Source organism: Pseudomonas entomophila L48, assembly GCF_000026105.1.
GTDB lineage: Bacteria > Pseudomonadota > Gammaproteobacteria > Pseudomonadales > Pseudomonadaceae > Aquipseudomonas > Aquipseudomonas entomophila.
The window spans coordinates 1,306,478-1,331,780 of the sequence record NC_008027.1; the positions used below are offsets into that span (position 1 = coordinate 1,306,478).

The following is a 25,303-nucleotide window of genomic DNA, read 5'->3' on the forward strand; positions in this document are numbered from 1 at the left end:
ATGAACGACCTGCATCCCCACGAGGCGCGCGCGGTCACTGGCAAGGGCGCGCTCTACCTGCAGTTCCGCATTGCCGAGCAACGCTTTGCCCTCGACGTGCGCGAGGTGATCGAGGTGTTGCCGCGACGTGCGCTCAAACCCATCGCCCAGGCGCCGTCCTGGGTCGTCGGTGTGCTTGCCCACCGGGGCGCGCTGATTCCGGTGATCGACCTGTCGGCCCTGAGCTTCGGTGTCGCGGCGCCCTCGCGCGGCAGTACGCGCCTGGTGCTGGTACATTACCGCGCCGACCCGTTGCGCCCCGACCTGCAACTGGGCCTGGTGCTGGAGCAGGCCACCGACACCCTGCGCTGCCAGCCCGACGAGTTCCAGCCCTACGGCCTGGACAACGCCGATGCCCCCTACCTGGGGCCGGTGCGTCAGGACAGCCAGGGTTTGTTGCAGCGCATCCGCGTCGATGACCTGCTCCCACCCGCTGTGCGCGAGCTGCTGTACCCCGCCGGGAACGGGCAGGTGCCGGCATGAGCGAGCAACGCTTCTTCCGCTTCCTGCGTGAGCGCATCGGTCTGGACGTGGAGTCGGTGGGGGCGCCGATGATCGAGCGCGCCTTGCAGCAGCGCAGCATCGCGGTATTGGCGACGGACCTGGACGATTACTGGTTGCACCTGCAGCAGTCGGCCGAGGAACAGCAGGCACTGATCGAGGCGGTCATCGTCCCGGAAACCTGGTTCTTCCGCTATCCCGAATCCTTTGGCGCCCTGGTCGGCCTGGCTCATAAACGGGTGACCGAACTGGCCGGGACGCGGCCTTTGCGCATCCTCAGCCTGCCGTGCTCGACCGGTGAAGAGCCCTACTCGATTGCCATGGCCTTGCTGGACGGCGGCGTCAGCCCCGCCGCGTTTCGCATCGATGGCATGGACATCAGCCCCAATTCGGTGGCCAAGGGGCTGCAGGGCGACTATGGCCGCAACTCGTTCCGTGGCAGTGACCTGGCGTTCCGCGAGCGGCATTTCAGTAAGTTCGCAGAACTGCATCGCATCAATGAACGCGTGCGCCAACAGGTCAACCTGCAGGTGGGCAACGTGCTGGACCCGGCGCTCAAGAGCCGCCATGGCCTGTACGACTTCGTGTTCTGCCGCAACTTGCTGATCTATTTCGATGTGCCGACCCAGCAGCGGGTGTTCGAGGTGCTCAAGCACCTCACCCATGGCCAGGGGGTGTTGTTCATCGGGCCAGCCGAGGGCAGCCTGCTGGCCCGCCTGGGCATGCGCCCGCTGGGTATCGCCCAGTCGTTCGCCTATGTGCGTCAGGAGCCCGCGTCGAGCGCAGCTGTGAGCCTGCCGCTGCCGGTTGTGCGGCCGTTGGCGCCGCCACCGCCGAGAGTGGTCGCACTACCAGCCCGCACCGTCAGGCCGATTCCTGTACCTGCGCCAGTCATCGAGCCCCATGAGAGCGAGGCCCAACTGCTGGGCCTCATTGCCCGCCATGCCAATACCGGCGACAGTGAACAGGCCAGGGCCGGTTGCGAGCGCTACCTGCGCCAGTTCGCGCCCAAGGCACAGGTCTATTACTGGCTGGGCTTGCTCAGTGATACCGAGGGCGATGCCGCGCAGGCCATCACCCATTACCGCAAGGCCTTGTACCTGGAGCCCCAGCACCCGGAAACCCTGGTGCATCTGGCCGCGCTGCTGGCTTCCCAGGGCGACGTGGCCGGCGCCCGGCGCTTGCAGGAGCGCGCGGCGCGGGCGGGAAGGGAGTCTGAACGATGAGTGGCGGATACCAGATGCATCTGATCGCTCGTGATGACGAGGTCATCGACGATTGCTGGAATCGCATCGGCGTGCACGGCGACAAGCAGTGCCCGTTGCTGGAGCGGCATATTCATTGCCGTAATTGCGAGGTGTATGCCACTGCGGCCACCCGCCTGCTGGATCGCTATGCGCTGATCGAGGGCGAGCAGGTCGAGACGAGCGTCATGGAGGAGGTCACTGTCGGCCGTTCCATGCTGCTGTTCCGCCTGGGGGAGGAATGGCTGGCCCTGGCGACCGCGTGCCTGGCCGAAATCGCCCCGCAGCAGCAGGTGCATTCGCTGCCGCACCAGCGTTCGCGTGTGCTGCAGGGCGTGGCCAACGTGCGCGGGGCATTGGTGCCTTGCCTGTCGCTGGCCGACCTGTTGGGCGTGCCGGCCGAAGCGAGCAGCGAGCGCAATGGGCGAGCGCTGCCGAGAATGTTGATTCTTGCAGCCGAGGGTGGGCCGGTGGTGGTGCCGGTGGACGAGATTGACGGCATCCATCGCCTCGATCCGGCCCGCATGGAAACCGGCCGTGACACGGCGCACTTCACTGCCGCCGTCCTGCAATGGCGGGGGCGCAGCGTGCGTGTCCTGGACGAGCAACATCTACTGTCTGCCGTGAAGCGGAGCCTGTCATGACCCCGGAGCAAATGCGCGACGCATCGCTGCTCGAACTGTTCAGCCTGGAGGCCGAGGCCCAGACCCAGGTGCTCAGCGCCGGCCTCATGGCCCTGGAGCGAAACCCCGCCCAGCCGGACCAGCTGGAAGCCTGCATGCGTGCGGCCCATTCGCTCAAGGGCGCGGCGCGCATCGTCGGCATCGACGCCGGGGTCAGTGTGGCTCACGTCATGGAGGACTGCCTGGTGGCCGCCCAGGAAGGGCGGCTGGCGCTGCGCCCGGAACATATCGACGCCCTGTTGCAGGGGACCGACCTGCTGATGCGGATCGCCACGCCTGGCGATCAGGACAGCGAGGCCGCGGTACCGGCGTTCCTGGTGCAATTGGCCGGCTTGCTGGCGCCATCGACGGCTGTTGTGGCCCCGGTGTTGCCACCTTTGGCGACCGCACCTGTCGAGCCCGCGCCGCCGGCGCCCGTTGTTCAGGCACCGGAGCCTGTCGTCGACGCCGAGCCCGTTGTCGTGTCGAAGGCTGGCAAGCGAGCGGGCGACGGTGGTGAACGGGTCTTGCGGGTAACCGCCGACCGATTGAACAGCCTGCTCGACCTGTCGAGCAAGTCACTGGTAGAGACCCAACGCCTGAAACCCTACCTGGCCACCCTGCAACGCCTCAAGCGCATGCATGGCCAGGGCATCCGCGCGCTGGACGGCCTGAAGACTCAGCTTGAAGGCAGCGGGCAGGGCCCGGAAGTGCTCGAGGCCCTTGCCCAGACCCAGCAGTTGCTGGCCGAAACCCAGCAGATTCTGCTGCAGCAGGCCACCGACCTCGATGAGTTCGGTTGGCAGGCCAGCCAGCGTGCGCAACTGCTCTATGACACCGCGCTGGCCTGCCGCATGCGGCCCTTTGCCGATGTGCTGACCGGGCAGAGCCGAATGGTCCGCGACCTGGGGCGCTCACTGGATAAACCGGTGCGTTTGCTGATCGAAGGCGAGAAGACCCAGGTCGACCGCGATGTGCTGGAGAAGCTCGAAGCGCCGCTGACGCATTTGCTGCGCAATGCCGTCGATCACGGCATCGAATTGCCCGAGCGGCGCCTGCTGGCTGGCAAACCGAGCGAAGGAACAGTGCGCCTGCGCGCCTCGCACCAGGCCGGCTTGTTGATTCTCGAACTGTCCGACGACGGTGCCGGGATCGACCTGGAGCGCTTGCGCCAGAGTATCGTCGAGCGTGCATTGTCACCGGCCGAGACTGTGGCGCAGATGAGCGAGGCAGAGCTGCTGACGTTCCTCTTCCTGCCTGGCTTCAGCTTGCGCGACACCGTCACCGAGGTTTCCGGGCGCGGTGTCGGCCTGGATGCGGTGCAGCACATGGTGCGCGAGCTGCGTGGCTCGATCGAGCTGACCCAGGTTGCCGGGCAGGGTTGCTGTTTCCATCTGGAGGTACCGCTGACCTTGTCGGTGGTGCGCAGCCTGGTGGTCGAAGTGGGCGGTGAGGCCTATGCCTTCCCGCTGGCCCACATCGAACGCACCCTGGACGTGCCGACCGAGGCCATCGTGCAGATCGAAGGGCGCCAGCATTTCTGGCATGAAGACCGCCATGTCGGCCTGGTGGCCGCCAGCCAGTTGCTCAACCGGCCTGCCGCCCAGGACCCGGGGCAGGGTTTGCGGGTGGTGGTGATCCGCGAGCGTGAACAGCTCTATGGGGTGGCCGTGGAGCGTCTGATCGGCGAGCGGGTGCTGGTGGTGATGCCGCTCGATCCGCGCCTGGGCAAGGTCCAGGACATTTCCGCCGGGGCGTTGCTCGACGATGGCTCGGTGGTGCTGATCGTCGATGTCGAAGACTTGCTGCGCTCGGTGGACAAACTGCTCAGCACCGGCCGCCTTGAGCGCATCGAGCGCGGTGGCAAGGGCGGCAAGGGGGCGGTACGCAAGCGTGTGCTGGTGGTCGACGACTCGCTCACTGTGCGCGAATTGCAGCGCAAGCTGCTGAGCAACCGCGGCTACGAAGTGGCCGTCGCGGTGGACGGCATGGATGGCTGGAATGCGCTGCGCAGCGATGACTTCGACCTGCTGATCACCGATATCGACATGCCGCGCATGGATGGCATCGAGTTGGTGACCCTGGTGCGCCGCGATCATCGCCTGCAATCGCTGCCGGTGATGGTGGTCTCCTACAAGGATCGCGAAGAAGATCGCCGTCGTGGACTGGATGCCGGCGCCGACTATTATTTGGCCAAGGCCAGCTTCCATGACGATGCGTTGCTGGACGCTGTCGTGGAGCTGATTGGAGGTGCGCAGGGATGAAGATCGCCATCGTCAACGACATGCCCATGGCCGTGGAGGCCTTGCGCCGGGCGCTGGCGTTCGAGCCGGCGCACCAGGTGATCTGGGTCGCCGGCAACGGCGCCGAGGCGGTGCAGCGCTGCGCCGAACAGACCCCGGACCTGATCCTCATGGACCTGATCATGCCGGTCATGGACGGTGTCGAGGCCACGCGCCGGATCATGGCCGAAACCCCCTGCGCCATCGTGATCGTCACCGTCGACCGCAAGCAGAACGTGCATCGGGTATTCGAGGCCATGGGCCATGGCGCCCTGGATGTGGTCGACACCCCGGCGCTGGGTGCTGGGGATGCCCGTGAGGCTGCGGCGCCGCTGTTGCGCAAGATCCTCAATATCGGTTGGTTGATCGGCCAGCAACGGCCCAGTGCCCCCCGCGCCTTGGCCACGCCTCTGCGCGAGGCCTCCCAGCGCCGAGGCCTGGTGGCCATCGGCTCTTCGGCGGGCGGTCCTGCGGCGCTGGAGGTGCTGCTCAAGGGGCTGCCGCGCGAGTTCCCGGCGGCCATCGTGCTGGTGCAGCATGTCGACCAGGTGTTCGCCGCCGGCATGGCCGAATGGCTCAGCAGCGCCTCCGGTCTGTCGGTACGCCTGGCCCGCGAGGGCGAGCCGCCGCAGCCGGGGCAGGTGCTGTTGGCCGGCACCAACCACCACATCCGCCTGCTGCAGAATGGCCAGCTGGCCTACACTGCCGAGCCGGTCAACGAAATCTATCGGCCTTCGATCGATGTGTTCTTCGAAAGCGTCGCGCGCTATTGGTCGGGCGATGCGGTGGGCGTGCTGCTCACCGGCATGGGCCGCGATGGTGCCCAGGGCCTGAAGCTGATGCGCCAGCAGGGCTTCCTGACCATCGCCCAGGACCAGCAGAGCAGCGCGGTGTACGGCATGCCCAAGGCCGCCGCGGCCATCGACGCGGCCGTGGAGATTCGCCCGCTGGAGCGAATCGCCGGACGACTGATGGAAATCTTTTCGAAATGACGATATGTATTGAGTCACGCCGCCTGGCCGGTAGTGATCTGGTGACTAGGGATGAATGATCTACCGATCGAAGGTTTCACGACCATCAACGAAAGTGCGGCGATGGTCCTGCTGGTAGACGATCAGGCGATGATCGGCGAAGCGGTGCGCCGTGGGTTGGCCCACGAGGAGAACATCGACTTCCATTTCTGCGCCGACCCGCACCAGGCGGTGGCCCAGGCCATGCGCATCAAGCCCACGGTCATCCTGCAGGACCTGATCATGCCGGGGTTGGATGGCCTGACGCTGGTGCGCGAATACCGTAACAACCCGGCCACTCAGGACATCCCGATCATCGTTCTGTCGACCAAGGAAGACCCGCTGGTCAAGAGTGCCGCGTTCGCCGCCGGGGCCAACGATTACCTAGTCAAGCTGCCCGACTCCATCGAGTTGGTGGCGCGCATTCGCTATCACTCGCGCTCCTACCTGACCTTGCTGCAGCGTGACGAGGCCTATCGCGCCTTGCGCGTCAGCCAGCAGCAGTTGCTCGACACCAACTTGATGTTGCAGCGGCTGATGAACTCCGATGGCCTGACCGGGCTCTCCAATCGCCGTCACTTCGACGAGTATCTGGAGTTGGAGTGGCGTCGGGCCATGCGTGAACAGCAGCAGTTGTCGCTGTTGATGGTGGACGTGGACTATTTCAAGGCGTTCAACGACAGCTTCGGGCACCTGGCCGGCGACGAGGCCTTGCGCCAGGTGGCCGAGGCTATCCGTGGCTGCTGCTCGCGGCCCACCGACCTGCCGGCGCGCTATGGCGGCGAGGAGTTCGCCTTGGTGCTGCCCAACACCTCACCTGGCGGTGCCCGGTTGATTGCCGAGAAACTGCGCCAGACCATCATGGGCCTGAACATTGCTCATACCGTTCCTGAAGCCGGTTCGCTACTGACCGTGAGTATCGGGGTGGCGACGTTGACGCCGAGTGTTGGTAGCCACTGTCGGCAGTTGATCTCGGCGGCGGACACCGGGTTGTACAAGGCCAAGAACAGTGGGCGTAATCAGGTGGGTGTCGCTTAATCCTGTTTCCACAGGGGCAGAGCATCTTCAAGTGTGCACTTCCCCCTGTAGGAGCCGGTTTGCCGGCGAATGGCCGGATCAGCCAGCATATAATTAACGGCAACTGCCGAGTATTAGTTTTATAGCTCTTGATCTTGATCTTGCTTCTAAGTGCGCGATAGTTCAGGCGCCGCCAAATGCGACTTCAGGAGGCCGAACGTAGGACTTGCGTAGCGGGGCGACGGGCATGGATGCCCGTCGAGCACTGATGGGCCATGGATGGCCCTTCAGTGCGTCCACGCGGGAGCAAGGCCGGAGTGAGGGAACCCCGGAGCGAAGCGCAGGGGCCGTATGAACGGAGCCAGCGGTTTTTGCCTTCTTTTGCCCGCGAGCAAAAGAAGGTCGCCGTAAAGGCGAAAAGGTGAGTTAGCGCCTCCATCGTGAATGGATATGCTCACGAATTTCAGGGCCAATACTCTGAAAGTCAAAGTCAAAGTCAAAGTCAAAGTCAAAGTCAAAGTCAAAACACAGTAGGTCTCTACAGCTATGTGCATATCCATTTGCTATAGCGACTCGCAGTCACCTTTCCGCCCTTACGGCGGGTCACTTTTTGTCAAACGCGACAAAAAGTAACCAAAAAACGCTGCGGGTATGACTCACCCACATGGGTTACAAATCAGTTCATGCACATAGGTAACAGTCTTTAACTGGCAGGGTCGGTTTTCGAGGATCTGACCATGCCTTGGCGAGAGCTGAAACCTATGGACCTGAAAATGCTTTTCATCGCGGATTACCTGCAGGGGGCACCCAGTTTCAGTGCCCTGTGCCAGGCCTACGAGATCAGCCGAAAGACCGGCTACAAATGGGTCGAGCGATATGAGAAAGAGGGGCCTTCGGGGCTGGAAGAACGCAGCCGCCGCCGGTTGACCCAGGACTGGGTTGTACCCGCTGCAGTTCGCGAAGCTATCATCGAACTGCGCAGTCGAGGCGAAACGGAACCGGGTCCGAAAAAGATCCAGGCGGCGCTGCAGGAGCGTTTCCCTGATCAGGCGCCGCCCTCGAAGACAGCGATCTACAACATCCTCAAGAAGGCCGAGTTGGTCAAACCACGCCGCTTACGTCAGCGGGTAGCGGTCTATCCCAAGCCCCTGGAGAAGGCAGAGTTGCCTAACCAACTGTTCAGTGCGGACTACAAAGGCCAATTTCTGACAGGTGCAGGCGTCTGGTGCTATCCGCTGACGATCATGGATCACGCCAGTCGCTTCCTGCTCGCCTGCCACAGCATGCCCAACACCAATCTTCTGGAAACGCAGGCCGTTTTCACCCAAGTGTTCCGGGAGAATGGCCTGCCTGAGCGGATTCGTACCGATAACGGTGTGCCGTTTGCCAGCAAGGGGCGTGCGGGACTTTCCCAGTTGTCGATCTGGTGGCTGCGTCTAGGCATCATTCCCGAGCGCATTGCGCCTGGTCGGCCTGAGCAAAATGGCCGCCACGAACGCATGCATCGAACGCTCAAGAGCACGCTGCCATCGCCGCCGGCAGTGGCCTGGGAGGCTCAACAATGGCACTTTGATCGCTTTCGGCAGCACTATAATCACGAGCGCTTGCATGAAGCGTTGAAGCAGAAAACACCGGCGTCTTGCTACCAACCCTCGCCACGCCCATTCCCTGAAAAACTCCCCGAGATGACCTATCCCAGCCATATCGAGAGCTTGCCAGCGGATAGCTGCGGCATCATCAACCGCCGTGGCTTGAGGATCTACGTAGGTTATGTGCTCAAGCACCAGACCATTGGCCTGGAGCAGGTCGGGGATGGCGTTTGGGATGTTATTTTCGGTCCCATCATTCTTGGCCGGGTCGATGTGCGGGATGCCACTGATGGTTATGTAACACTCAAGGTGTTGTCACCTATGTGAGTGAACTTTTGTGTAACCCATGTGGGTGACCCGTACATGCGCTCCATTCATACGGCCCTCCGCTACGCTCCGGGTCCCTTCGCTCCGGCGCCTTCCAGGCCCGCGCGGCCTACGACTTGCTGCGCAAGTCTACATCTCGCGCCTTCGGCTAACGCCGAAGGGTGCTGCGCACCTGGCCCTCCAGACGCCTGCGCTCAGCCTCCTGAAGTCGCGAAGTTACGGGCGGCGCCTGGGCGGGCGCAGCTGTCGCTAGCTGACGGTGCGGCTAACCTCCTGATCGCCAAAGCCAAAGCCAAAGCCAAAGCCAAAGCCAAAGCCAAAGCCAAAGCCAAAGCCAAAGCCAAAGCCAAAGCCAAAGCCAAAGCCAAAGCCAAAGCCAAAGCCAAAGCGCGAAACGGGTGAAAAGGCGCTGGAGGATTCCTGGTATACCGCCCGGCGGGTCTGCCGCCCGCCCGCGGAGTCGGTTATACTCGCGGGCTTTTCACAGAATTCGCACGAGAGCTGCCCGCCCATGGAAATCCAACCGATCCTGAACACCATCAAGGACCTCACCGAGCGTTCCCAGTCCATTCGGGGGTATCTTTGACTACGATCACAAACATGATCGTCTGGTCGAAGTAAACCGCGAGCTGGAAGACGCCGCTGTCTGGAACAAGCCCGAGTACGCTCAGGCCCTGGGCCGCGAGCGCGCCATGCTGGCGCAGGTGGTAGAGACCCTGGACAAGCTGTCCGGTGGCCTGGCCGACTGCCAGGACCTGCTCGACATGGCCGTCGAGGAAAATGACGAAGGCGCCGTCGGCGACGTCGTGACCGAGCTGGAAGGCCTGGAAGAGAAACTGGCCCAGCTCGAGTTCCGTCGCATGTTCAGCGGCGAGATGGACATGAACAACGCCTACCTGGACATCCAGGCCGGCTCCGGCGGTACGGAAGCCCAGGACTGGGCCAACATCCTGCTGCGCATGTACCTGCGCTGGGCCGACAAGCGCGGCTTCGATGCCACCATCATCGAACTGTCCGAAGGCGAAGTCGCCGGCATCAAGGGCGCCACCGTGCACATCAAGGGCGAATACGCCTTCGGCTGGCTGCGCACCGAAATCGGCGTGCACCGCCTGGTGCGCAAGAGCCCGTTCGACTCCGGCGCCCGTCGCCACACCTCGTTCTCGGCAGTGTTCGTCTCGCCCGAGATCGACGACAAGGTCGAGATCGAGATCAACCCGTCCGACCTGCGCATCGACACCTACCGCTCCTCCGGCGCCGGTGGCCAGCACGTGAACACCACCGACTCGGCGGTCCGTATCACCCACGTGCCCACCAACACCGTGGTGGCCTGCCAGAACGAACGCTCCCAGCACGCCAACAAGGATACCGCCATGAAAATGCTGCGGGCCAAGTTGTACGAGCTGGAAATGCAAAAACGCAACGCCGCCTCGCAGGCGCTGGAAGACAGCAAGTCCGACATCGGCTGGGGTCACCAGATCCGTTCCTACGTGCTCGATGACTCGCGCATCAAGGACCTGCGTACCGGCGTCGAGCGCAGCGACTGCCAGAAGGTCCTGGACGGCGACCTCGACCAGTACCTGGAAGCGAGCCTCAAGCAGGGGCTGTAATCCGCACACCACCGCCGCGATACGAGGCCGTCGGCCCGTATCGCGTGCCCTGCCCGACAGGGGCAACGAACACCTGATGGAAAGAATGACGACATGAGCGACCTCAAGACCGAAGCGCAAGACCTGCAACAGGAAGAAAACGCCCTGATCGCCCTGCGCAAGGAAAAACTTGCCGCCGAACGCGTGAAGGGCAACGCCTTCCCCAACGACTTCCGCCGCGACAGCTACTGCAACGACCTGCAGAAACAGTACGCGGACAAGACCAAGGAAGAGCTGGAAGCAGCCGCCATTCCGGTCAAGGTCGCCGGTCGCATCATGCTCAACCGTGGCTCGTTCATGGTCATCCAGGACATGACCGGCCGCATCCAGGTCTACGTCAACCGCAAGACCCTGTCGGAAGACACCCTCGCCGCGGTCAAGACCTGGGACCTGGGCGACATCATCAGCGCCGAAGGTACCCTGGCCCGTTCCGGCAAGGGTGACCTGTACGTCGAGATGACCAACGTGCGCCTGCTGACCAAGTCGCTGCGCCCGCTGCCCGACAAGCACCACGGCCTGACCGACACCGAGCAGCGCTACCGCCAGCGCTACGTCGACCTGATGGTCAACGAGGAAACCCGCCACACTTTCCGTGTGCGTTCGCAGGTGATCTCGCACATCCGCAAGTTCCTCATCGAGCGTGACTTCCTCGAAGTCGAGACCCCGATGCTGCAGACCATCCCGGGCGGCGCCGCGGCCAAGCCGTTCGAAACCCACCACAACGCGTTGGACATGGCCATGTTCCTGCGTATCGCGCCTGAGCTGTACCTCAAGCGGCTTGTTGTTGGTGGTTTTGAAAAAGTGTTCGAGATCAACCGCAACTTCCGCAACGAAGGCGTCTCGACCCGGCACAACCCCGAGTTCACCATGCTCGAGTTCTACCAGGCCTACGCCGACTACCGCGACAACATGGACCTCACCGAGGAACTGTTCCGCGAGCTGGCGCAGCTGGTGCTGGGCAGCACCGACGTGCCGTACGGCGACAAGGTGTTCCACTTCGGCGAGCCGTTCGTGCGCCTGTCGGTGTTCGACTCGATACTCAAGTACAACCCGGAGCTCACCGCCGCCGACCTGCAGGACGTCGACCGTGCCCGCGAGATCGCAAAAAAGGCCGGCGCCAAGGTGCTGGGCCACGAAGGCCTGGGCAAGCTGCAGGTGATGATTTTCGAAGAGCTGGTCGAGCACAAGCTGGAGCAGCCGCACTTCATCACCGAGTACCCGTTCGAAGTCTCGCCGCTGGCCCGTCGCAACGATGACAACCCGGCCGTGACCGATCGCTTCGAGCTGTTCATCGGTGGCCGCGAGATCGCCAACGCCTACTCCGAGCTCAATGACGCCGAAGACCAGGCCGAGCGTTTCCTCGCCCAGGTCGCCGAGAAAGACGCCGGCGACGACGAGGCCATGCACTACGACGCTGACTTTGTCCGCGCGCTGGAATACGGCATGCCGCCGACTGCCGGTGAAGGCATTGGTATCGACCGTTTGGTGATGCTGCTGACCAACTCGCCGTCGATCCGCGACGTGATCCTGTTCCCGCACATGCGTCCACAGGCCTGAGCGATGTGAACAAGCCGCCTTTCGAGGCGGCTTTTTCATGCCTGAAGCTTTATGTTGTCAGTACTGTTCATGAGGTAATCACAGTGACACCCGCCATGCCCCACCAAGGCGCCGCCGGCATCGCCACCGCCGTCGCCGAGAGCGTGCAATACCAGGGCCGCAAGACCGCCCGCCAGGGCAGCGAGCAGCGCCGCCAGCAAATTCTCGACGCCGCCATGCGCATTGTCGTGCGCGATGGCGTGCGGGGCGTGCGCCACCGCGCCGTGGCTGCCGAAGCCGGCGTGCCGCTGTCGGCGACCACCTACTACTTCAAGGATATCCAGGACCTGCTGGCCGACACCTTCGCCCAGTACGTCGAGCGCAGCGCGGCCTACATGGCCAAGCTGTGGACCAATACCGAAGGCGTGCTGCGCCAGTTGCTGGCCCAGGGCGACGGCACGCCCGAGGCCCGGGCCCATCTGGCCGACGAAGTGGCGCGCATGCTGGCCGACTATGTCCGACGCCAGCTGAACAACCGTCGCGACTTCCTCATGGCCGAGCAGGCCTTCCGCCAGGAGGCCCTGTTGTGCGCTCGGTTGGCGGAGCTGGTACAGGCCCACGAGCAGATCCTGCTGCACGGCGCACGGCAGATCCTCCAGGTGGTCGGCTCGCGCCAGCCCGTCCAGGACGCCCAGATGTTGACGGCGATAATCGAGCAGATGGAATATCAGGGCCTGCTCAAGGATGCGGATGCGCAGGCCGATGAGCAGATGCTCGCTATCCTTGTCCGATACCTGCAGATGGTGCTCGCATCGGCCTGAGCGGCAAACGAAATTCCAAGGAGAAGCGGATGAAAGCCTGGCGTGTGGTGTTGTTGACGTTGTCATTCCTCCTGCTGGGCGGTTGTCTGGTGACCTTCGACGAACCGCTACCGGGAAACCAGCCGGCGCCCAAAGCCCTGCTTGGCCAGTGGAGCAGCAAGGATGCCTGGGGCCAGCCGTTGAAGCTGAGCATCAGCCGCGCCGGTGGCAACACCTACAAGGCGGTGGCCCGCGCCCAGGGCAAGGCGCCCGAGGAGTACGCCTTCACCGTGGCCCGTCATGGCAACCGCTGGTACCTGTCGGCGGGCGTGCCCAAACGTTTGGGCGGCCGCTTCCTGATCGGTGGTTTCGAGGTGGTCGATGGCAAGCAGCTGGTGGTCTACAACCTTGATGTAGAGCAGGTGCAGCAGGCGGTGGACAAGAAGGAACTGAGCGGGCGCAGCACCGAGGTGCCGGAGGACAATGGCCCGGGCGTGCTGATCGACAGTCCGGCCGAGCGGGTCCTGGCCTATCTGGACGACCCGGCCAATTCCGACCTGTTCGTCGAAGTCGCGCGCTTCGAGCGCGTGAGCAAATAACCTAGGCTGTTCGCCGGCAAGCCGGCTCCTACGGTCATTGTTCCAGTAGGAGCCGGCTTGCCGGCGAACCAGGCCCGACTGATTGCAGGGCAAGCCGATTCAAGGAGTCCCCGGTGGACGAGTACCAGCAGACCATACGCGCACTGTCCGATCGCATCGTCACCGCGCAGACCCCCATCCGCGTGCTCGACGCGGTGAAGTGGGACGACGGCATTCGCCAGGGCTTTCTCAAGGCCAAGGGCAAGGAGCCCCCGGCGGTGGACCGCGCGTACTACCAGAACCGCCCGTTGTCGTTCGATTCCAACGCGGTGAAGGCCGAGTTCCAGAACATCGAGCGCGACATCACCCGCCAGCTCGGCCAGTTCAACCCGGTCGGGCAGATCATGCGGCGCATGTGCAAGGAGTACCGCATGGTCGTGCGCATGCTCGAAGCACGCGGTACCGAAGACTTCGGGCTGATCTCCCAGGAACTCTACGGTGCCGCCTCCGACGCTTTCCATGCGGGCGACCCAACCCTTGCCGACCTGGGGCTGATGCTCTCGGACTACCTCAACAATATCGATGGCCGTGGCGACCTGAAGGACGAGCCGAAGAACCTCACCGCGAAGGAGGCCGTGGAAATCCTCCAGCGCCGCCTGAACAAGGTGTTCGGCGAGGCCGAAGAAACCATTCGCGTGTTCGAGTCCGACGGCATCGTCGCCGATGCCGCGGCCGGCGCCGACTACATCAAGGTGCGCGCCGATGCCATGTTCAACAGCCGCGACGTGCGTGCGCTCGAAGTGCATGAGGGCCTGGTGCATGTCGGCACCACCCTCAACGGCCTGAACCAGCCGATCTGTACCTTCCTGGCCAAGGGGCCGCCTTCGTCCACGGTGACCCAGGAAGGCCTGGCCATTCTCATGGAGGTGATCGCCTTCGCCTCCTACCCCAGCCGCTTGCGCAAGCTGACCAACCGCACCCGCGCCATTCACATGGTCGAGGAGGGCGCCGACTTCATGCAGGTCTACGAGTTCTTCCGCGGCCAGGGCTTCGAGATGGGGCAGAGCTACAGCAATGCCAGCCGGGTGTTTCGTGGCTCGGTGCCCAACGGGCTACCTTTCACCAAGGACTTGTCCTACCTCAAGGGCTTCATCATGGTTTACAACTACATTCAGTTGGCCGTGAAGAAGGGCAAGCTGGAGCAGATCCCGTTGCTGTTCTGCGGCAAGACCACCCTGGAAGACATGCGCACCCTGCGCCAGCTGGTCGAAGAAGGCCTGGTGGAGCCGCCCAAGTACCTGCCGGAGCAGTTCCGCGACCTCAACGCGCTGTCGGCGTGGATGTGCTTCTCCAACTTCCTCAACCACCTGAGCCTGGACCGCATTGAAGCCGACTACGCGAACATTCTCTGACGCCTGCCGCCACCTCGCCTTCGGCCTCGGGCTGCTGCTGTTGAGCGGCTGCAGCAGCCTGCTGTTCTACCCCGAGCATGGTCAGCCGTTCACCCCGGAAAAGGCCCACCTTCAATACCAGGACCTGACCATTACCGCCGCCGATGGTACGCGCCTGCACGCCTGGTGGTTACCGGCGAAGGAAGGGGTGGAGGTCAAGGGCACCGTGCTGCACCTGCATGGCAATGGTGGCAACCTGGCCATGCACCTCGGCGGTAGCTACTGGTTGCCGAAGGAGGGGTATCAGGTGCTGATGCTCGATTACCGGGGCTACGGGCTGTCTCAAGGGAAGGCAACCCTGCCGGAGGTTTATGGCGATATCGAAGCGGCGCTGGGTTGGCTCGACAGGGCTCCGCAGGTGCAGGGCAAGCCCTTGGTGCTACTGGGCCAGAGCCTGGGTGGCGCCATGGCCATTCACTACCTGGCGCAACACCCCGAGCAGCGCCGGCGCTTCAGTGCCCTGGTGTTCGATGGTGTCCCGGCCAGCTATCGCGCGGTGGGGCGTTACGCCCTCGGTACTTCGTGGATGACCTGGCCGTTGCAGGTGCCGCTGTCCTGGCTGGTACCGGACGGTGACAGTGCAATCAACTCGATCGAGCGCCTGGACAGCCCGCCCAAGTTGTTCTTCCACAGCATCGATGACCGCCTCGTTCCGCTTGAGAACGGCCTTCGCCTGTACCAGCATGCGCCACCGCCCCGGGTGTTGCAGCTGACCCGCGGCGACCATGTGCAGACCTTCGCCGACCCAACCTGGCGCCAGGTGATGCTGCGCTTCCTGGACGACCCCACGCATTTCAACGGCCTGCGCCGCCTGGCCGAAGTCCCCAATTACCCTGACGAGAAGAACGCGCAATGAGTGAAGAACGCAACGCCATCCCGCTGATCCTGACCGGCATCGGCAGCATCATCGTGACGGTGGGGACCCTCTGGTACTACGGCTACCTGCATTTCGCCAAGCCACAGGACGCCCTGTTGCTGCAGGACTTCACCATGCTCAAGACCATCCCGGGCGAGGACTACAAGGTTTCGCTGGACCCGGCGCCGCAGGTGGCGCAGTGCGTGGATGGCGTGCTGGTGCTGTTCGACACACAGCAGAAGGGGCTGACTGGCGTGCTGGTGGACAACCGCAAGCGCGCGGTGCGCTGCATGGGGCAGGAGACGCCGCAGCAGGTGCAGTGAATCGGGCGTGTGGCTGCAGAGGTGTAGTGGCTGTGAGATCGAGCGCCGCCTGTGCGGCGCATCGCGGATGAATCCGCTCCTACAAGCCAGGCGGGGCGGTGGCGCCAGCCGAAACATCGCGTAGGGCCAACCAGGCGGGCAACCATGGCCTCACAGGTGTGGTAACAGCTGTAGGAGCGGATTCATCCGCGATGCGCCGCGCGGGCGGCGCTCGATCTGGAGTGCGCTGCAAGCCTCTCGTCTAGCACTTAGTGAGGGCCAGCACGAAAAACCCCGCCCTGAAAGGCGGGGTTCCTCACTCAAGCATCAGCCGTTACTGAATCTGGCTCACCGTCCGCGGCGCCACCGGCTGGTTGTCGTTGGAAATGGTCACCTCCACCCGACGGTTCTGGGCGCGGCCGGAGTTGCTGGTGTTGTCCGCCACCGGATACTCCTTGCCATAGCCCTGGGCGACGATACGCGCCGGGTCCACGCCCGCCCGCACCAGCGCCATGCGCACGCTGTTGGCGCGACGCTCCGACAGGGTCTGGTTGTAGTTGGCCGAACCGACGCTGTCGGTGTAGCCCTCGATGATCACCTTGCGCTCCGGGTTTTCCTGGAGGAACTGCGCCAGCTTGGTGATGTTCGGGTAGGCGCTGCCCTTGAGGTTGGCCTTGTTGAAGTCGAACAGCACGTCACCGAAGGTCACCAGCGTGCCGCGGTCGGTCTGCTTGGCGTTCAGGCTGTCCTGCAGCTTCTTGATCTGCGCGTCGCGGGCATCGAGCTTGGCCTGGGCGCGCTGCGCGGCGGCGTTTTTCAGCTCGGCTTCGGCGGTGCGCAGGGCGATGGTCTGCTTGGCCACTTCGACGCGCTGGTTGGTGAGGTAGGCGAGCTGGTCGACCTTCTTCTCGTTCTCACGCTCCATGTAGGCCTTGTCGGCTTTGTTCAGCCAGTCCTGGGCGTCCTTGGTCTCGAGCGCGGCCACCTTGCTTGACTGCGGGTCGCTCTGCAGCGCGGAGAAGTTGGTGCGAGCCGACTCGAGGTTGGCGTTCGGGTCGTGGGAGCAGGCGGCCAGGCCTACGCTCAGGGCCAGCAGGGCGGGAATCATGACGTAGTTGCGCATAGTGTTCATCCTTTGATCTTCAAGAGGGGGTCAGTGGCCGGCAGGCTCATTCAGCGCTGCGCAGGCCTTCCTCACGCACGTCGCGGACACCCTGGCGAGCGTCCTGCACGGCTTTCTGGGCCTTGGCCGCCTGGGCCTTGCGCTCGGCGACGCGGGCGTCCCACTCGGCTTGTTCGGCCAGCAGTTTCGCCTGGTCGTACTGCTTGTCGTGCATGGCGATCTCGGCCTGCTTGAACTTGTCCTGGGCCGCTTTCATCTCCACTGCCGCGAACTCGGTGCCGCCGGCGCTCACCGCCGAATTGACCGCCGATTGAGTCACGGCGTACTGCTCGGAGGGCGGATTGCCGGCGCACCCGGCCAGCACCAGGCTGCTACCCAGCGCCAGGGCGGCCAGCTTGAGCCCGCGCAGGTGGGTGGAGGTGGGGTGTGCGATGCGGGTCTTCATGATGGTCAACTCCATGGGGTCACTCCTGTTAACGACGATGTCCGCAGTGGGCCTATCGCTGTTTCCTTGTGCCAAGGCGAGCGCGGCAGCGCCTGTGTCTACAAGGTTTGGCCGTGATGGCTATTGGCTGTGACCGAGGCGTTTTTTCAAAGGTTCAGAAAAATTCGCACGCTAACGATATTTTTTTCTGACTAATCAGTCAGCGTGAAAAGGCTGGAACTTTTCGGCTGTAGAAGGGGTATCCGAGGCCCTTGGGCAGGGCCTCGGTCGAACAGGGGAGGTCAGTGGCGCTTGTTCTTTTCCAGGCTGCCGAGGGCTTGCAGATGGCGCCTGGACAGGGCCAGGAAGCGTGGGGTCGGGCCGATATCCTCATACAACGGATCACCTTCCTCATCGGTGGCGATCACTTGCTGGCCCTTGATGTAGGGAAAGCTGGCCTCCAGTTCCTCGAGCGCCGCGGCGACCAGTTCGCCCAGCAGCTCTTCGGGGCTGCGCTTGGGGTACATCTCGATCAACGCGGCAAGGCGCGCTTCGGCTTCCATGTCCAGGTGCAGGACATGGCCGGTGGGGCTCAGGCGTCCGGCGGCATTCTGTTCCCAGTGCTGGGCGAGTTCGCGGATTTTCATGATGACCTCTGTCAAAGCCTTGGAAGGGGCATTGCTTCGGATGACCTTCCTTCACTTTAGTTGCTTTGGTGGTTGGCGGCTTGCCAGCCGAGGCTTGCCATAGGCACTCTTGGGGCCTGCTGTTTCCTGGAATGGAGAAGCCCGATGAGCGATATCGATCAGCGCCTGCGTGAGGATGTGCACCTGTTGGGGGAACTGCTCGGCGAGACCATTCGCCAGCAGCATGGCGAGGCGTTCCTGCAGAAGATCGAGGACATCCGCCACAGCGCCAAGGCCGACCGGCGCGGGGAGGGCGAGCAGCTCAGCTCCACCCTCGGCGACCTGGCCGAAGAAGACCTGCTGCCGGTGGCGCGGGCGTTCAACCAGTTCCTGAACCTGGCCAACATCGCCGAACAGTACCAGTTGATCCATCGTCGCGATACCGACCAGCCGGAGCCGTTCGAGGCCCGTGTGCTTCCCGAGCTGCTGGCGCGGTTGAAAGCGGCCGGGCACGGCAACGATGCCCTGGCCCGGCAATTGGCCAGGCTCGACATCCAGCTGGTGCTCACGGCCCACCCGACCGAAGTGGCACGTCGCACGCTGATCCAGAAGTACGACGCCATCGCCGCGCAGTTGGCGGCCCAGGATCACCGCGACCTGATTCCCGCCGAACGTCAGCAAGTGCGCGAGCGCCTGCGCCGGCTGATCGCCGAGGCCTGGCACACCGAAGAGATCCGGCGCACCCGACCCACGCCGGTGGACGAAGCCAAATGGGGCTTCGCGGTGATCGAGCATTCGCTGTGGCAGGCGGTGCCCAACCACCTGCGCAAGGTCGACAAGGCGCTGTTCGAGGCCACCGGCCTGCGCCTGCCGCTGGAGTCGGCGCCGGTGCGTTTCGCCTCGTGGATGGGCGGCGACCGTGACGGCAACCCCAACGTGACGGCTGCCGTCACCCGGGAGGTGCTGCTGCTGGCGCGCTGGATGGCGGCCGACCTGTTCCTGCGCGATATCGATTACCTGGCCGCCGAGCTGTCCATGCAGCAGGCCAGCGGTGCCCTGCGCGAGCAGGTCGGCGACAGCGCCGAACCCTACCGCGCGCTGCTCAAGCAACTGCGCGACCGTCTGCGTGCGACCCGCGCCTGGGCCCATGCCTCGCTGGCGGGCCCGCAGCCCGCCAGTGCCGCAGTGTTGGTGGACAACCGCGACCTGATCGCCCCGCTGGAGTTGTGCTACCAGTCGCTGCACGCCTGCGGCATGGGCGTGATCGCCGACGGTCCCTTGCTCGACAGCTTGCGCCGGGCGGTGACCTTCGGCCTGTTCCTGGTGCGCCTGGACGTGCGCCAGGATGCCGCCCGGCACCGTGATGCGCTGTCGGAAATCACCGATTACCTGGGCCTTGGGCGTTACGCCGATTGGGACGAAGAGCGCCGCATTGAGTTCCTCCAGCACGAACTGAAGAACCGCCGGCCATTGTTGCCCGCGCACTTCAAGCCGGCCGCCGAAACGGCCGAAGTATTGGCCACCTGCCGCGAGATCGCCGCCGCACCGGCCGCCTCGCTGGGCTCCTATGTGATTTCCATGGCCGGTGCCGCCTCGGATGTGCTGGCCGTGCAACTGCTGCTCAAGGAAGCCGGGCTGACCCGGCCGATGCGCGTGGTGCCGCTGTTCGAGACCCTGGCTGACCTGGACAATGCCGGGCCAGTGATGGAGCGCCTGCTGGGGTTGCCGGGTTACCGCGCGGGCCTGCACGGCCCGCAGGAAGTGATGATTGGCTACTCCGACTCGGCCAAGGACGCGGGCACCACGGCGGCTGCGTGGGCCCAGTACCGCGCCCAGGAGAACCTGGTGCGCATCTGCCGCGAGCACCAGGTCGAGCTGCTGCTGTTCCATGGCCGTGGCGGCACCGTCGGGCGCGGCGGCGGCCCGGCCCACGCGGCGATCCTGTCGCAGCCGCCAGGTTCGGTGGGCGGTCGTTTCCGCACGACAGAGCAGGGCGAGATGATCCGTTTCAAGTTCGGCCTCCCAGGTATCGCCGAACAGAATCTCAACCTGTACCTCGCCGCCGTGCTGGAGGCGACCTTGCTGCCGCCGCCACCGCCTGAGCCCGCCTGGCGGGCACTGATGGACCAATTGGCCGCCGACGGCGTGAAGGCTTACCGGGGCGTGGTGCGGGACAACCCGGAGTTCGTCGAGTACTTCCGCCAGTCCACTCCGGAGCAGGAGCTCGGGCGCCTGCCGCTGGGCAGTCGCCCGGCCAAGCGTCGCGCCGGGGGGATCGAAAGCCTGCGGGCGATTCCATGGATCTTCGGCTGGACCCAGACCCGCCTGATGCTGCCGGCCTGGCTGGGCTGGGAGACCGCGCTGAGCAACGCATTGGCGCGAGGACAGGCCGACCTGCTGGCGCAGATGCGCGAGCAGTGGCCGTTCTTCCGCACTCGCATCGACATGCTCGAGATGGTCCTGGCCAAGGCCGACGCGCAGATCGCCGAGGCCTACGACCAACGTCTGGTGCAACCGCGGCTGCTACCGTTGGGCGCGCACCTGCGCGACCTATTGTCGCAGTCGTGCCAGGTGGTGCTGGGCTTGACCGGGCAACAGGTGCTACTGGCGCACAGTCCCGAAACCCTGGAATTCATCCGCCTGCGCAACACCTACCTGGACCCGCTGCACCGCTTGCAGGCCGAGCTGCTGGCCCGCTCGCGCAGCCGCGAAGCCGCTCTGGACAGCCCGCTGGAGCAGGCCTTGCTGGTCACCGTGGCCGGTATTGCCGCCGGGTTGCGCAACACCGGCTGAATTGCCCAGGAGCTCTGGGCAAGGGCTGTGCCTGCCGCGCTCGGGGAGGGCAGGGATGGCTGGTTGCGCCGGGCGCAACCAGCACCCCGGCAGGCCGCAATTGGCGTGTTCCTGCCACTTTGGGACGCTTGTCGGGGGGGCGGGCGCTGTGTATCTTGAGCAGCCTTTTGACCGATTTTGCGGTCTCGTCCGATTTTCCGGAGTTGGCCCTGTGCGCCGAATCCGTTGATTTGCATAGAAAAATATGAGGAGCACAAGATGCGCGTAATTCTGCTGGGAGCTCCCGGGGCCGGTAAAGGTACTCAGGCAAAGTTCATCACCGAGAAGTTCGGTATTCCACAGATCTCCACCGGTGACATGCTGCGTGCCGCCGTCAAGGCCGGCACCCCACTGGGCTTGGAGCTCAAGAAAGTCATGGATGCCGGCCAGCTGGTCTCCGACGAGCTGATCATCAGCCTGGTCAAGGAGCGCATCGCCCAGCCGGATTGCGCCAAAGGCTGCCTGTTCGACGGTTTCCCGCGCACCATCCCGCAAGCTGAAGCCATGGTCGCCGCCGGTGTCGACATCGACGCCGTGGTCGAGATCGCCGTGGACGATGAAGAAATCGTCGGCCGCATGGCGGGCCGTCGCGTACACCTGGCTTCGGGCCGCACCTACCACATCGTCTATAACCCGCCGAAAGTAGAAGGCAAGGATGATGTCACCGGTGAAGACCTGATCCAGCGTGACGACGACCGGGAAGAAACCGTGCGTCATCGTCTGTCGGTCTACCACAGCCAGACCAAGCCGCTGGTGGACTTCTACCAGAAGCTGTCGGCCGCGAACGCCGGCAAGCCGAAGTACAGCCACATCGAAGGTGTCGGTTCGGTCGAGTCGATCACTGCCAAGGTGCTGGCCGCCCTGAGCTGATCCAACACCGTGCGTCACGACGGCCCGCTTGCGGGCCGTTGTCGTTTATACTGCCGCTCTTTTTCCCCTGTCGCCTGGATACCGCGTTCGATGACCACCCTGCTGGCCCTGGATACCGCCACCGAAGCCTGTTCCGTTGCCCTGCTGCATGATGGCAAGGTAACCAGTCACTACGAGGTCATCCCGCGCATGCATGCGCAGAAGCTGCTGCCCATGATCAAGCAGTTGCTGGCCGACGCCGGTGTGGCGTTGAGCGCCGTCGATGCCATCGCCTTTGGTCGCGGGCCGGGCGCGTTCACTGGCGTGCGCATCGCCATCGGCGTGGTCCAGGGGTTGGCCTTCGCCCTGGAGCGTCCGGTGCTGCCGGTATCGAACCTGGCCGCCCTGGCCCAGGGCGCGTTGCGCGAGCGTGGCGTGCAGCAGGTGGCAGCGGCCATCGATGCGCGCATGGACGAGGTGTACTGGGGGTGCTACCAGGCACAGCAGGGCGAGATGCGCCTGGTCGGCCAGGAAATGGTGCTGCCACCAGAACGTGTAGCCTTGCCAGACGGGCAGGGTGCTGAATGGTTCGGTGCCGGTACCGGCTGGGGCTACGCCGAGCGTCTGGCGGCGCAGGTCAGCGCCAGCGATGCCGCCGCGTTGCCCAACGCTCTGGATATCCTCAGCCTGGCTTCGTTCGCCTGGAGCCGAGGCGAGGCCGTCGCCGCCGAGCAGGCGCAACCGGTATACCTGCGCGATAATGTAGCTACGCCCAAGGCGCGCTGAGGCCTTTCGTCGGCTATCGCCGTTCGAGATAAAACCTTTTGTGCGAACTGTGGTCCAGTTATCAGTTCGGGCATTAGCGATGGATCCCTGATGCTGCTAAATTGCCATCATTGATCCTGAGTGCCCATTCCATGCGTATCGACGGCTTTTCCTCACAGAGCTACCCCATCAAGCGCGCGCCGCGCAAGGCGTCGGTGCGTGACGAGGCCGTCGACGAAGCCGATGCCGAGATCATCGACGAAGTCGAGGTCCAGGTGGCCCGTAGCAAAAGCCGTGGCAGCAACCTGCCAGCCCGTCAGCAGGACCTGATCTTCCCCCGTGCCCGCGACCGCCGTACTTCCACCGCCCTGGCCAGTTACCTGACCACCGCGGGCTTCACCGACTGGGAGATGGAAGTGCTGGGGCTGGACCTGTACATTTGATGGATGATTCCATCACCCCTCCCTTACTACCTTGGTTGTCCGTCCTGGAGCGAAAACGCCTGGCGCGATTACCTGTACCCCACCGATTCCCGTCCCACTGAATTTCTCGGCCTGTACAGCCGGGTGTTCAATGCCGTCGAAGGCAACACCACCTTCTATGCCCGTCCCGCCCCCGCTACCGTGGAGCGCTGGGCCCAGGCCATGCCGCCCGGTTTTCGTTTTACCGCCAAGTTCCCCGGTGATGTCAGTCATGGGGGCGATCTGCGTGCCCAGCTCGACTCGGCTATCGACTTCACTCGCCTGATGGCGCCGTTGGGGCAGCGGGTATCGCCTTACTGGCTGCAGTTGCCCGCGCAGTTCGGTCCGGCGCGCATGGGTGAACTGGCCCATTTTCTCGACGAGATCGGTGTGCCGGTGGCCGTGGAGGTGCGCAACGATGCGTTCTTCGCCCGGGGCGAGGAAGAGCGTCAGCTCAACCGATTGCTGCATGAGCGTGGCGTCGAACGTATCTGCCTGGACCCACGGGCCCTGTTCAGTTGCACTTCGCGTGATCCCGGCGTGTTGCATGCGCAGGCCAAGAAGCCCAAGGTACCGCCGCGCCCTTGCGCGTTCAGCCAGCACCCGCAGGTGCGTTTCATCGGCCACCCTGAGCTGGCAGCCAATGAAACCTTCCTCACCCCTTGGGTCGACAAGGTCGCGGCCTGGATCGAGGAGGGTCGTAGCCCATACATGTTCCTGCATACTTCGGACAATCGCCTGGCCGCCGCCCTGGCGCAGCATTTCCACCAACGCCTGATGGCACGTCTGCCTGGGCTGGCTGCATTGCCGGAATTGCCGCGTGCCCCCGAGGTCGAACAACTGGGGCTACTCTGACCCCACTGTCCATATGCCGGAGGTTGACCCATGGATGTGCAAACCCTGCGAGCCGAGGCCTTCAAGGCGCTGCATGAGCGTGATGGCGCCTTTGTCATCCCTAACCCGTGGGATGCCGGCTCCGCCAAGCTGCTGGCGAGCCTGGGCTTCGAGGCGCTGGCCAGCACCAGTGCGGGCCTGGCGTTCAGCCTGGGGCGGCCGGATGCGGAAGGCGCCCTGACCCTTGATGAAACCCTCGCTAACGCCCAGTCGATTGTCGACGCCACGCCTTTGCCGGTGGCGGCGGACCTGGAAAATGGCTTCGCCGACCTGCCCGAGGACTGCGCCCAGGCTATTCTGCGCGCTGCCGAGGTCGGCCTGGTTGGCGGATCGATCGAGGATGCCAGCGGCCGCAGCGATGTGCCCATCTATGACTTCGAGCTTTCCGTCGCCCGGGTGCGTGCCGCCGTGCAGGCCGCACGTAGCCTGTCATTCCCCTTTACCCTCTGTGCCCGCGCCGAAAATCTGCTGTATGGGCGTCTGGACCTGGACGACACCATCAAGCGTCTGCAGGCCTATGCCGAAGCCGGTGCCGATGTGTTGTACGCACCTGGCCTGCGCAGCGTCGATGAAATCCGCGCGGTGGTCCAGGCGGTGGCGCCGAAGCCGGTGAATGTGCTGATGGGCATGCCGGGTGTGGCGCTGAGCGTGAATCAGTTGCAGGACCTGGGGGTGCGGCGCATCAGCGTGGGTTCGTCACTGGCGCGCGCCGCATTGGGCGCATTCCAGCGCGCGGCGCAGGAAATCCACGAGCAGGGTACGTTTGCTTATGGTGAGCAGGCCTTGCCATTCGCCGAACTCAACGAACTGTTTCGCCGTTAAGGCAGTGGCGCTCAGGCCTGTACGCGAACGTTGTTGAGCACCACCGGGCGTGCCCAGTGGGTATCGAACTCCAGTTCGTTCTGCTGCTTGGCGAGGGTGGGCGCGTCGAAAGGCTCCGGTGCCGGGTCGAGCAGGTTCATTTCGAACTCGGCGATGGGCAGGTACAAGGGGCGAGGTGAAGGCGCCGGGCCAGGTTCGGGAGGGGGATGGCCCTGGCTCATCACTACCGGGCGCAACCAGCTGTTGTTCAGGTCGAGCTGGCGCTGCTGTTCGATCAGTTCAACCGTGCTGTAGGGCTCCGCAGCGGGCTCCAGCAGGTTGGCTTCGAGCTCCGCCTTGGGCAGGAACAGGGGCTCGGGTGGTGTCACCTCGGTATCCTTCACCGGCAGGGCGCGCTGGGCGTCGATCAAGGCCAGGGCCTTGGCGCCGCCGATGGGCTCGCCGCTTTGCGGGTCGTACTGCACCAACGCCTGGCTGAAACTGTCGGTTGCATCCCCTTGCTGCTCGGCCATGGCGCGGGCGAAGAAATCCTGCCACAGGTGGCTGACGCCACCCAGTGCCTGGGTATTCTGCCGACCGTAGTTGCCGACAGGCGACAGGTAGGTCAAGCCGATGGGGAGAGTATCTGACATGGCAGTCGCGCGCGTTGTGCTCTGGCAGAATAGCG

The 25,303-nt window shown here is 64.2% G+C and carries 25 protein-coding genes; 20 read left to right on the forward strand and 5 right to left on the reverse strand.

What is annotated here, in order from left to right; genetic code table 11:
• The 7 genes from PSEEN_RS05805 to PSEEN_RS05835 all read left to right on the forward strand — a co-directional run bounded on the left by PSEEN_RS05805 (position 1) and on the right by PSEEN_RS05835 (position 8,671).
• Positions 1 to 522 (forward strand): chemotaxis protein CheW, encoded by a 522-nt coding sequence (locus tag PSEEN_RS05805; RefSeq protein ID WP_011532556.1) that lies wholly within the window; start codon positions 1 to 3, stop codon positions 520 to 522.
• Complete coding sequence (locus PSEEN_RS05810) at positions 519 to 1,766, forward strand: CheR family methyltransferase (protein ID WP_011532557.1); 1,248 nt, start codon at positions 519 to 521, stop codon at positions 1,764 to 1,766. The genes PSEEN_RS05805 and PSEEN_RS05810 overlap by 4 nt, the downstream gene beginning before the upstream one ends.
• Positions 1,763 to 2,428, forward strand: a complete 666-nt coding sequence (locus PSEEN_RS05815; RefSeq protein WP_011532558.1) for a chemotaxis protein CheW — start codon at positions 1,763 to 1,765, stop codon at positions 2,426 to 2,428. Before PSEEN_RS05810 ends, PSEEN_RS05815 begins: the two co-directional genes overlap by 4 nt.
• Positions 2,425 to 4,710 (forward strand): hybrid sensor histidine kinase/response regulator, encoded by a 2,286-nt coding sequence (locus PSEEN_RS05820; protein ID WP_011532559.1) that lies wholly within the window; start codon positions 2,425 to 2,427, stop codon positions 4,708 to 4,710. The genes PSEEN_RS05815 and PSEEN_RS05820 overlap by 4 nt, the downstream gene beginning before the upstream one ends.
• The gene (cheB, locus tag PSEEN_RS05825; protein ID WP_011532560.1) at positions 4,707 to 5,720 is read left to right on the forward strand and encodes a chemotaxis response regulator protein-glutamate methylesterase; all 1,014 of its coding nucleotides are present in this window, start codon (positions 4,707 to 4,709) and stop codon (positions 5,718 to 5,720) included. The genes PSEEN_RS05820 and cheB overlap by 4 nt, the downstream gene beginning before the upstream one ends.
• A 51-nt stretch (positions 5,721 to 5,771) precedes the next feature.
• On the forward strand, positions 5,772 to 6,776 hold the full coding sequence (locus PSEEN_RS05830) for a response regulator (protein ID WP_011532561.1): 1,005 nt from the start codon (positions 5,772 to 5,774) through the stop codon (positions 6,774 to 6,776).
• A 716-nt stretch (positions 6,777 to 7,492) separates the two neighbouring features.
• Positions 7,493 to 8,671, forward strand: coding sequence for an integrase core domain-containing protein (locus PSEEN_RS05835; RefSeq protein ID WP_011532562.1), 1,179 nt, complete (start codon positions 7,493 to 7,495; stop codon positions 8,669 to 8,671).
• 249 nt (positions 8,672 to 8,920) lie between these two features.
• On the opposite strand, the gene PSEEN_RS26830 is transcribed toward PSEEN_RS05835, so the two are convergent.
• Entirely contained in the window at positions 8,921 to 9,241 is a 321-nt protein-coding gene (locus PSEEN_RS26830) for a hypothetical protein (RefSeq protein WP_044487785.1), read from the reverse strand.
• On the opposite strand from PSEEN_RS26830, the gene prfB reads away from it, so the two are divergent.
• The 7 genes from prfB to PSEEN_RS05875 all read left to right on the forward strand — a co-directional run bounded on the left by prfB (position 9,183) and on the right by PSEEN_RS05875 (position 15,861).
• A protein-coding gene (prfB, locus tag PSEEN_RS26575; RefSeq protein ID WP_011532563.1) for a peptide chain release factor 2 occupies positions 9,183 to 10,278 on the forward strand; the annotation gives its coding sequence in 2 pieces (ribosomal slippage) (positions 9,183 to 9,254 and positions 9,256 to 10,278; 1,095 coding nt in all). The two genes, PSEEN_RS26830 and prfB, sit on opposite strands and share 59 nt — an antisense overlap.
• 93 nt (positions 10,279 to 10,371) lie before the next feature.
• Positions 10,372 to 11,874 (forward strand): lysine--tRNA ligase, encoded by a 1,503-nt coding sequence (gene lysS, locus PSEEN_RS05850; protein ID WP_011532564.1) that lies wholly within the window; start codon positions 10,372 to 10,374, stop codon positions 11,872 to 11,874.
• A 95-nt stretch (positions 11,875 to 11,969) separates the two neighbouring features.
• Entirely contained in the window at positions 11,970 to 12,674 is a 705-nt protein-coding gene (locus PSEEN_RS05855; protein ID WP_011532565.1) for a TetR/AcrR family transcriptional regulator, read from the forward strand.
• A 29-nt stretch (positions 12,675 to 12,703) separates the two neighbouring features.
• Positions 12,704 to 13,252: a hypothetical protein gene (locus PSEEN_RS05860; RefSeq protein WP_011532566.1), complete on the forward strand. Its 549-nt coding sequence runs from the start codon at positions 12,704 to 12,706 to the stop codon at positions 13,250 to 13,252.
• Between the two features lie 113 nt (positions 13,253 to 13,365).
• Positions 13,366 to 14,643, forward strand: a complete 1,278-nt coding sequence (locus tag PSEEN_RS05865) for a flavohemoglobin expression-modulating QEGLA motif protein (protein ID WP_011532567.1) — start codon at positions 13,366 to 13,368, stop codon at positions 14,641 to 14,643.
• Entirely contained in the window at positions 14,615 to 15,538 is a 924-nt protein-coding gene (locus tag PSEEN_RS05870) for an alpha/beta hydrolase (RefSeq protein ID WP_011532568.1), read from the forward strand. Before PSEEN_RS05865 ends, PSEEN_RS05870 begins: the two co-directional genes overlap by 29 nt.
• Positions 15,535 to 15,861, forward strand: coding sequence for a PA3694 family proteiin (locus PSEEN_RS05875; protein ID WP_011532569.1), 327 nt, complete (start codon positions 15,535 to 15,537; stop codon positions 15,859 to 15,861). Before PSEEN_RS05870 ends, PSEEN_RS05875 begins: the two co-directional genes overlap by 4 nt.
• Before the next feature lie 313 nt (positions 15,862 to 16,174).
• Here the strand turns inward: PSEEN_RS05875 and lptF are convergent, their stop codons facing one another.
• The 3 genes from lptF to PSEEN_RS05890 form a co-directional block, all read right to left on the reverse strand.
• Complete coding sequence (lptF, locus tag PSEEN_RS05880; protein ID WP_011532570.1) at positions 16,175 to 16,963, reverse strand: lipotoxin F family OmpA-related lipoprotein LptF; 789 nt, start codon at positions 16,961 to 16,963, stop codon at positions 16,175 to 16,177.
• A gap of 46 nt (positions 16,964 to 17,009) precedes the next feature.
• Positions 17,010 to 17,423 (reverse strand): DUF4398 domain-containing protein, encoded by a 414-nt coding sequence (locus PSEEN_RS05885; protein ID WP_011532571.1) that lies wholly within the window; start codon positions 17,421 to 17,423, stop codon positions 17,010 to 17,012.
• A gap of 266 nt (positions 17,424 to 17,689) precedes the next feature.
• A complete protein-coding gene (locus PSEEN_RS05890) occupies positions 17,690 to 18,034 on the reverse strand; it encodes a hypothetical protein (protein WP_011532572.1) in 345 nt (114 codons plus the stop codon).
• 144 nt (positions 18,035 to 18,178) lie between these two features.
• On the opposite strand from PSEEN_RS05890, the gene ppc reads away from it, so the two are divergent.
• The 6 genes from ppc (at position 18,179) to PSEEN_RS05920 (ending at position 24,636) form a co-directional block, all read left to right on the forward strand.
• The gene (ppc, locus tag PSEEN_RS05895; RefSeq protein WP_011532573.1) at positions 18,179 to 20,806 is read left to right on the forward strand and encodes a phosphoenolpyruvate carboxylase; all 2,628 of its coding nucleotides are present in this window, start codon (positions 18,179 to 18,181) and stop codon (positions 20,804 to 20,806) included.
• A 258-nt stretch (positions 20,807 to 21,064) separates the two neighbouring features.
• Positions 21,065 to 21,715: an adenylate kinase gene (gene adk, locus PSEEN_RS05900; RefSeq protein WP_011532574.1), complete on the forward strand. Its 651-nt coding sequence runs from the start codon at positions 21,065 to 21,067 to the stop codon at positions 21,713 to 21,715.
• Positions 21,716 to 21,805: 90 nt separating this feature from the next.
• Positions 21,806 to 22,480 (forward strand): tRNA (adenosine(37)-N6)-threonylcarbamoyltransferase complex dimerization subunit type 1 TsaB, encoded by a 675-nt coding sequence (tsaB, locus tag PSEEN_RS05905; protein ID WP_011532575.1) that lies wholly within the window; start codon positions 21,806 to 21,808, stop codon positions 22,478 to 22,480.
• A gap of 131 nt (positions 22,481 to 22,611) precedes the next feature.
• Positions 22,612 to 22,902 (forward strand): hypothetical protein, encoded by a 291-nt coding sequence (locus tag PSEEN_RS05910; protein ID WP_011532576.1) that lies wholly within the window; start codon positions 22,612 to 22,614, stop codon positions 22,900 to 22,902.
• Positions 22,903 to 22,905: 3 nt separating this feature from the next.
• Positions 22,906 to 23,775, forward strand: coding sequence for a DUF72 domain-containing protein (locus PSEEN_RS05915; protein ID WP_011532577.1), 870 nt, complete (start codon positions 22,906 to 22,908; stop codon positions 23,773 to 23,775).
• A gap of 30 nt (positions 23,776 to 23,805) precedes the next feature.
• The gene (locus tag PSEEN_RS05920; RefSeq protein ID WP_011532578.1) at positions 23,806 to 24,636 is read left to right on the forward strand and encodes an isocitrate lyase/PEP mutase family protein; all 831 of its coding nucleotides are present in this window, start codon (positions 23,806 to 23,808) and stop codon (positions 24,634 to 24,636) included.
• A gap of 11 nt (positions 24,637 to 24,647) precedes the next feature.
• Here PSEEN_RS05920 and PSEEN_RS05925 read toward each other — a convergent pair whose 3' ends face one another.
• Positions 24,648 to 25,268: a hypothetical protein gene (locus PSEEN_RS05925; RefSeq protein ID WP_011532579.1), complete on the reverse strand. Its 621-nt coding sequence runs from the start codon at positions 25,266 to 25,268 to the stop codon at positions 24,648 to 24,650.
• Positions 25,269 to 25,303 lie beyond the last annotated feature (35 nt).

Excerpts from the sequence above, each read along its gene's own strand:
- PSEEN_RS05805 (WP_011532556.1), top strand. The coding sequence starts at position 1 with ATGAACGACCTGCATCCCCACGAGGCGCGCGCGGTCACTGGCAAGGGC.
- PSEEN_RS05810 (WP_011532557.1), top strand. The coding sequence starts at position 519 with ATGAGCGAGCAACGCTTCTTCCGCTTCCTGCGTGAGCGCATCGGTCTG.
- PSEEN_RS05815 (WP_011532558.1), top strand. The coding sequence starts at position 1,763 with ATGAGTGGCGGATACCAGATGCATCTGATCGCTCGTGATGACGAGGTC.
- PSEEN_RS05820 (WP_011532559.1), top strand. The coding sequence starts at position 2,425 with ATGACCCCGGAGCAAATGCGCGACGCATCGCTGCTCGAACTGTTCAGC.
- cheB (WP_011532560.1), top strand. The coding sequence starts at position 4,707 with ATGAAGATCGCCATCGTCAACGACATGCCCATGGCCGTGGAGGCCTTG.
- PSEEN_RS05830 (WP_011532561.1), top strand. The coding sequence starts at position 5,772 with ATGAATGATCTACCGATCGAAGGTTTCACGACCATCAACGAAAGTGCG.
- PSEEN_RS05835 (WP_011532562.1), top strand. The coding sequence starts at position 7,493 with ATGCCTTGGCGAGAGCTGAAACCTATGGACCTGAAAATGCTTTTCATC.
- PSEEN_RS26830 (WP_044487785.1), bottom strand. The coding sequence starts at position 9,241 with ATGGACTGGGAACGCTCGGTGAGGTCCTTGATGGTGTTCAGGATCGGT.
- lysS (WP_011532564.1), top strand. The coding sequence starts at position 10,372 with ATGAGCGACCTCAAGACCGAAGCGCAAGACCTGCAACAGGAAGAAAAC.
- PSEEN_RS05855 (WP_011532565.1), top strand. The coding sequence starts at position 11,970 with ATGCCCCACCAAGGCGCCGCCGGCATCGCCACCGCCGTCGCCGAGAGC.
- PSEEN_RS05860 (WP_011532566.1), top strand. The coding sequence starts at position 12,704 with ATGAAAGCCTGGCGTGTGGTGTTGTTGACGTTGTCATTCCTCCTGCTG.
- PSEEN_RS05875 (WP_011532569.1), top strand. The coding sequence starts at position 15,535 with ATGAGTGAAGAACGCAACGCCATCCCGCTGATCCTGACCGGCATCGGC.
- lptF (WP_011532570.1), bottom strand. The coding sequence starts at position 16,963 with ATGCGCAACTACGTCATGATTCCCGCCCTGCTGGCCCTGAGCGTAGGC.
- PSEEN_RS05885 (WP_011532571.1), bottom strand. The coding sequence starts at position 17,423 with ATGGAGTTGACCATCATGAAGACCCGCATCGCACACCCCACCTCCACC.
- PSEEN_RS05890 (WP_011532572.1), bottom strand. The coding sequence starts at position 18,034 with ATGAAAATCCGCGAACTCGCCCAGCACTGGGAACAGAATGCCGCCGGA.
- ppc (WP_011532573.1), top strand. The coding sequence starts at position 18,179 with ATGAGCGATATCGATCAGCGCCTGCGTGAGGATGTGCACCTGTTGGGG.
- adk (WP_011532574.1), top strand. The coding sequence starts at position 21,065 with ATGCGCGTAATTCTGCTGGGAGCTCCCGGGGCCGGTAAAGGTACTCAG.
- tsaB (WP_011532575.1), top strand. The coding sequence starts at position 21,806 with ATGACCACCCTGCTGGCCCTGGATACCGCCACCGAAGCCTGTTCCGTT.
- PSEEN_RS05910 (WP_011532576.1), top strand. The coding sequence starts at position 22,612 with ATGCGTATCGACGGCTTTTCCTCACAGAGCTACCCCATCAAGCGCGCG.
- PSEEN_RS05915 (WP_011532577.1), top strand. The coding sequence starts at position 22,906 with ATGATTCCATCACCCCTCCCTTACTACCTTGGTTGTCCGTCCTGGAGC.
- PSEEN_RS05920 (WP_011532578.1), top strand. The coding sequence starts at position 23,806 with ATGGATGTGCAAACCCTGCGAGCCGAGGCCTTCAAGGCGCTGCATGAG.
- PSEEN_RS05925 (WP_011532579.1), bottom strand. The coding sequence starts at position 25,268 with ATGTCAGATACTCTCCCCATCGGCTTGACCTACCTGTCGCCTGTCGGC.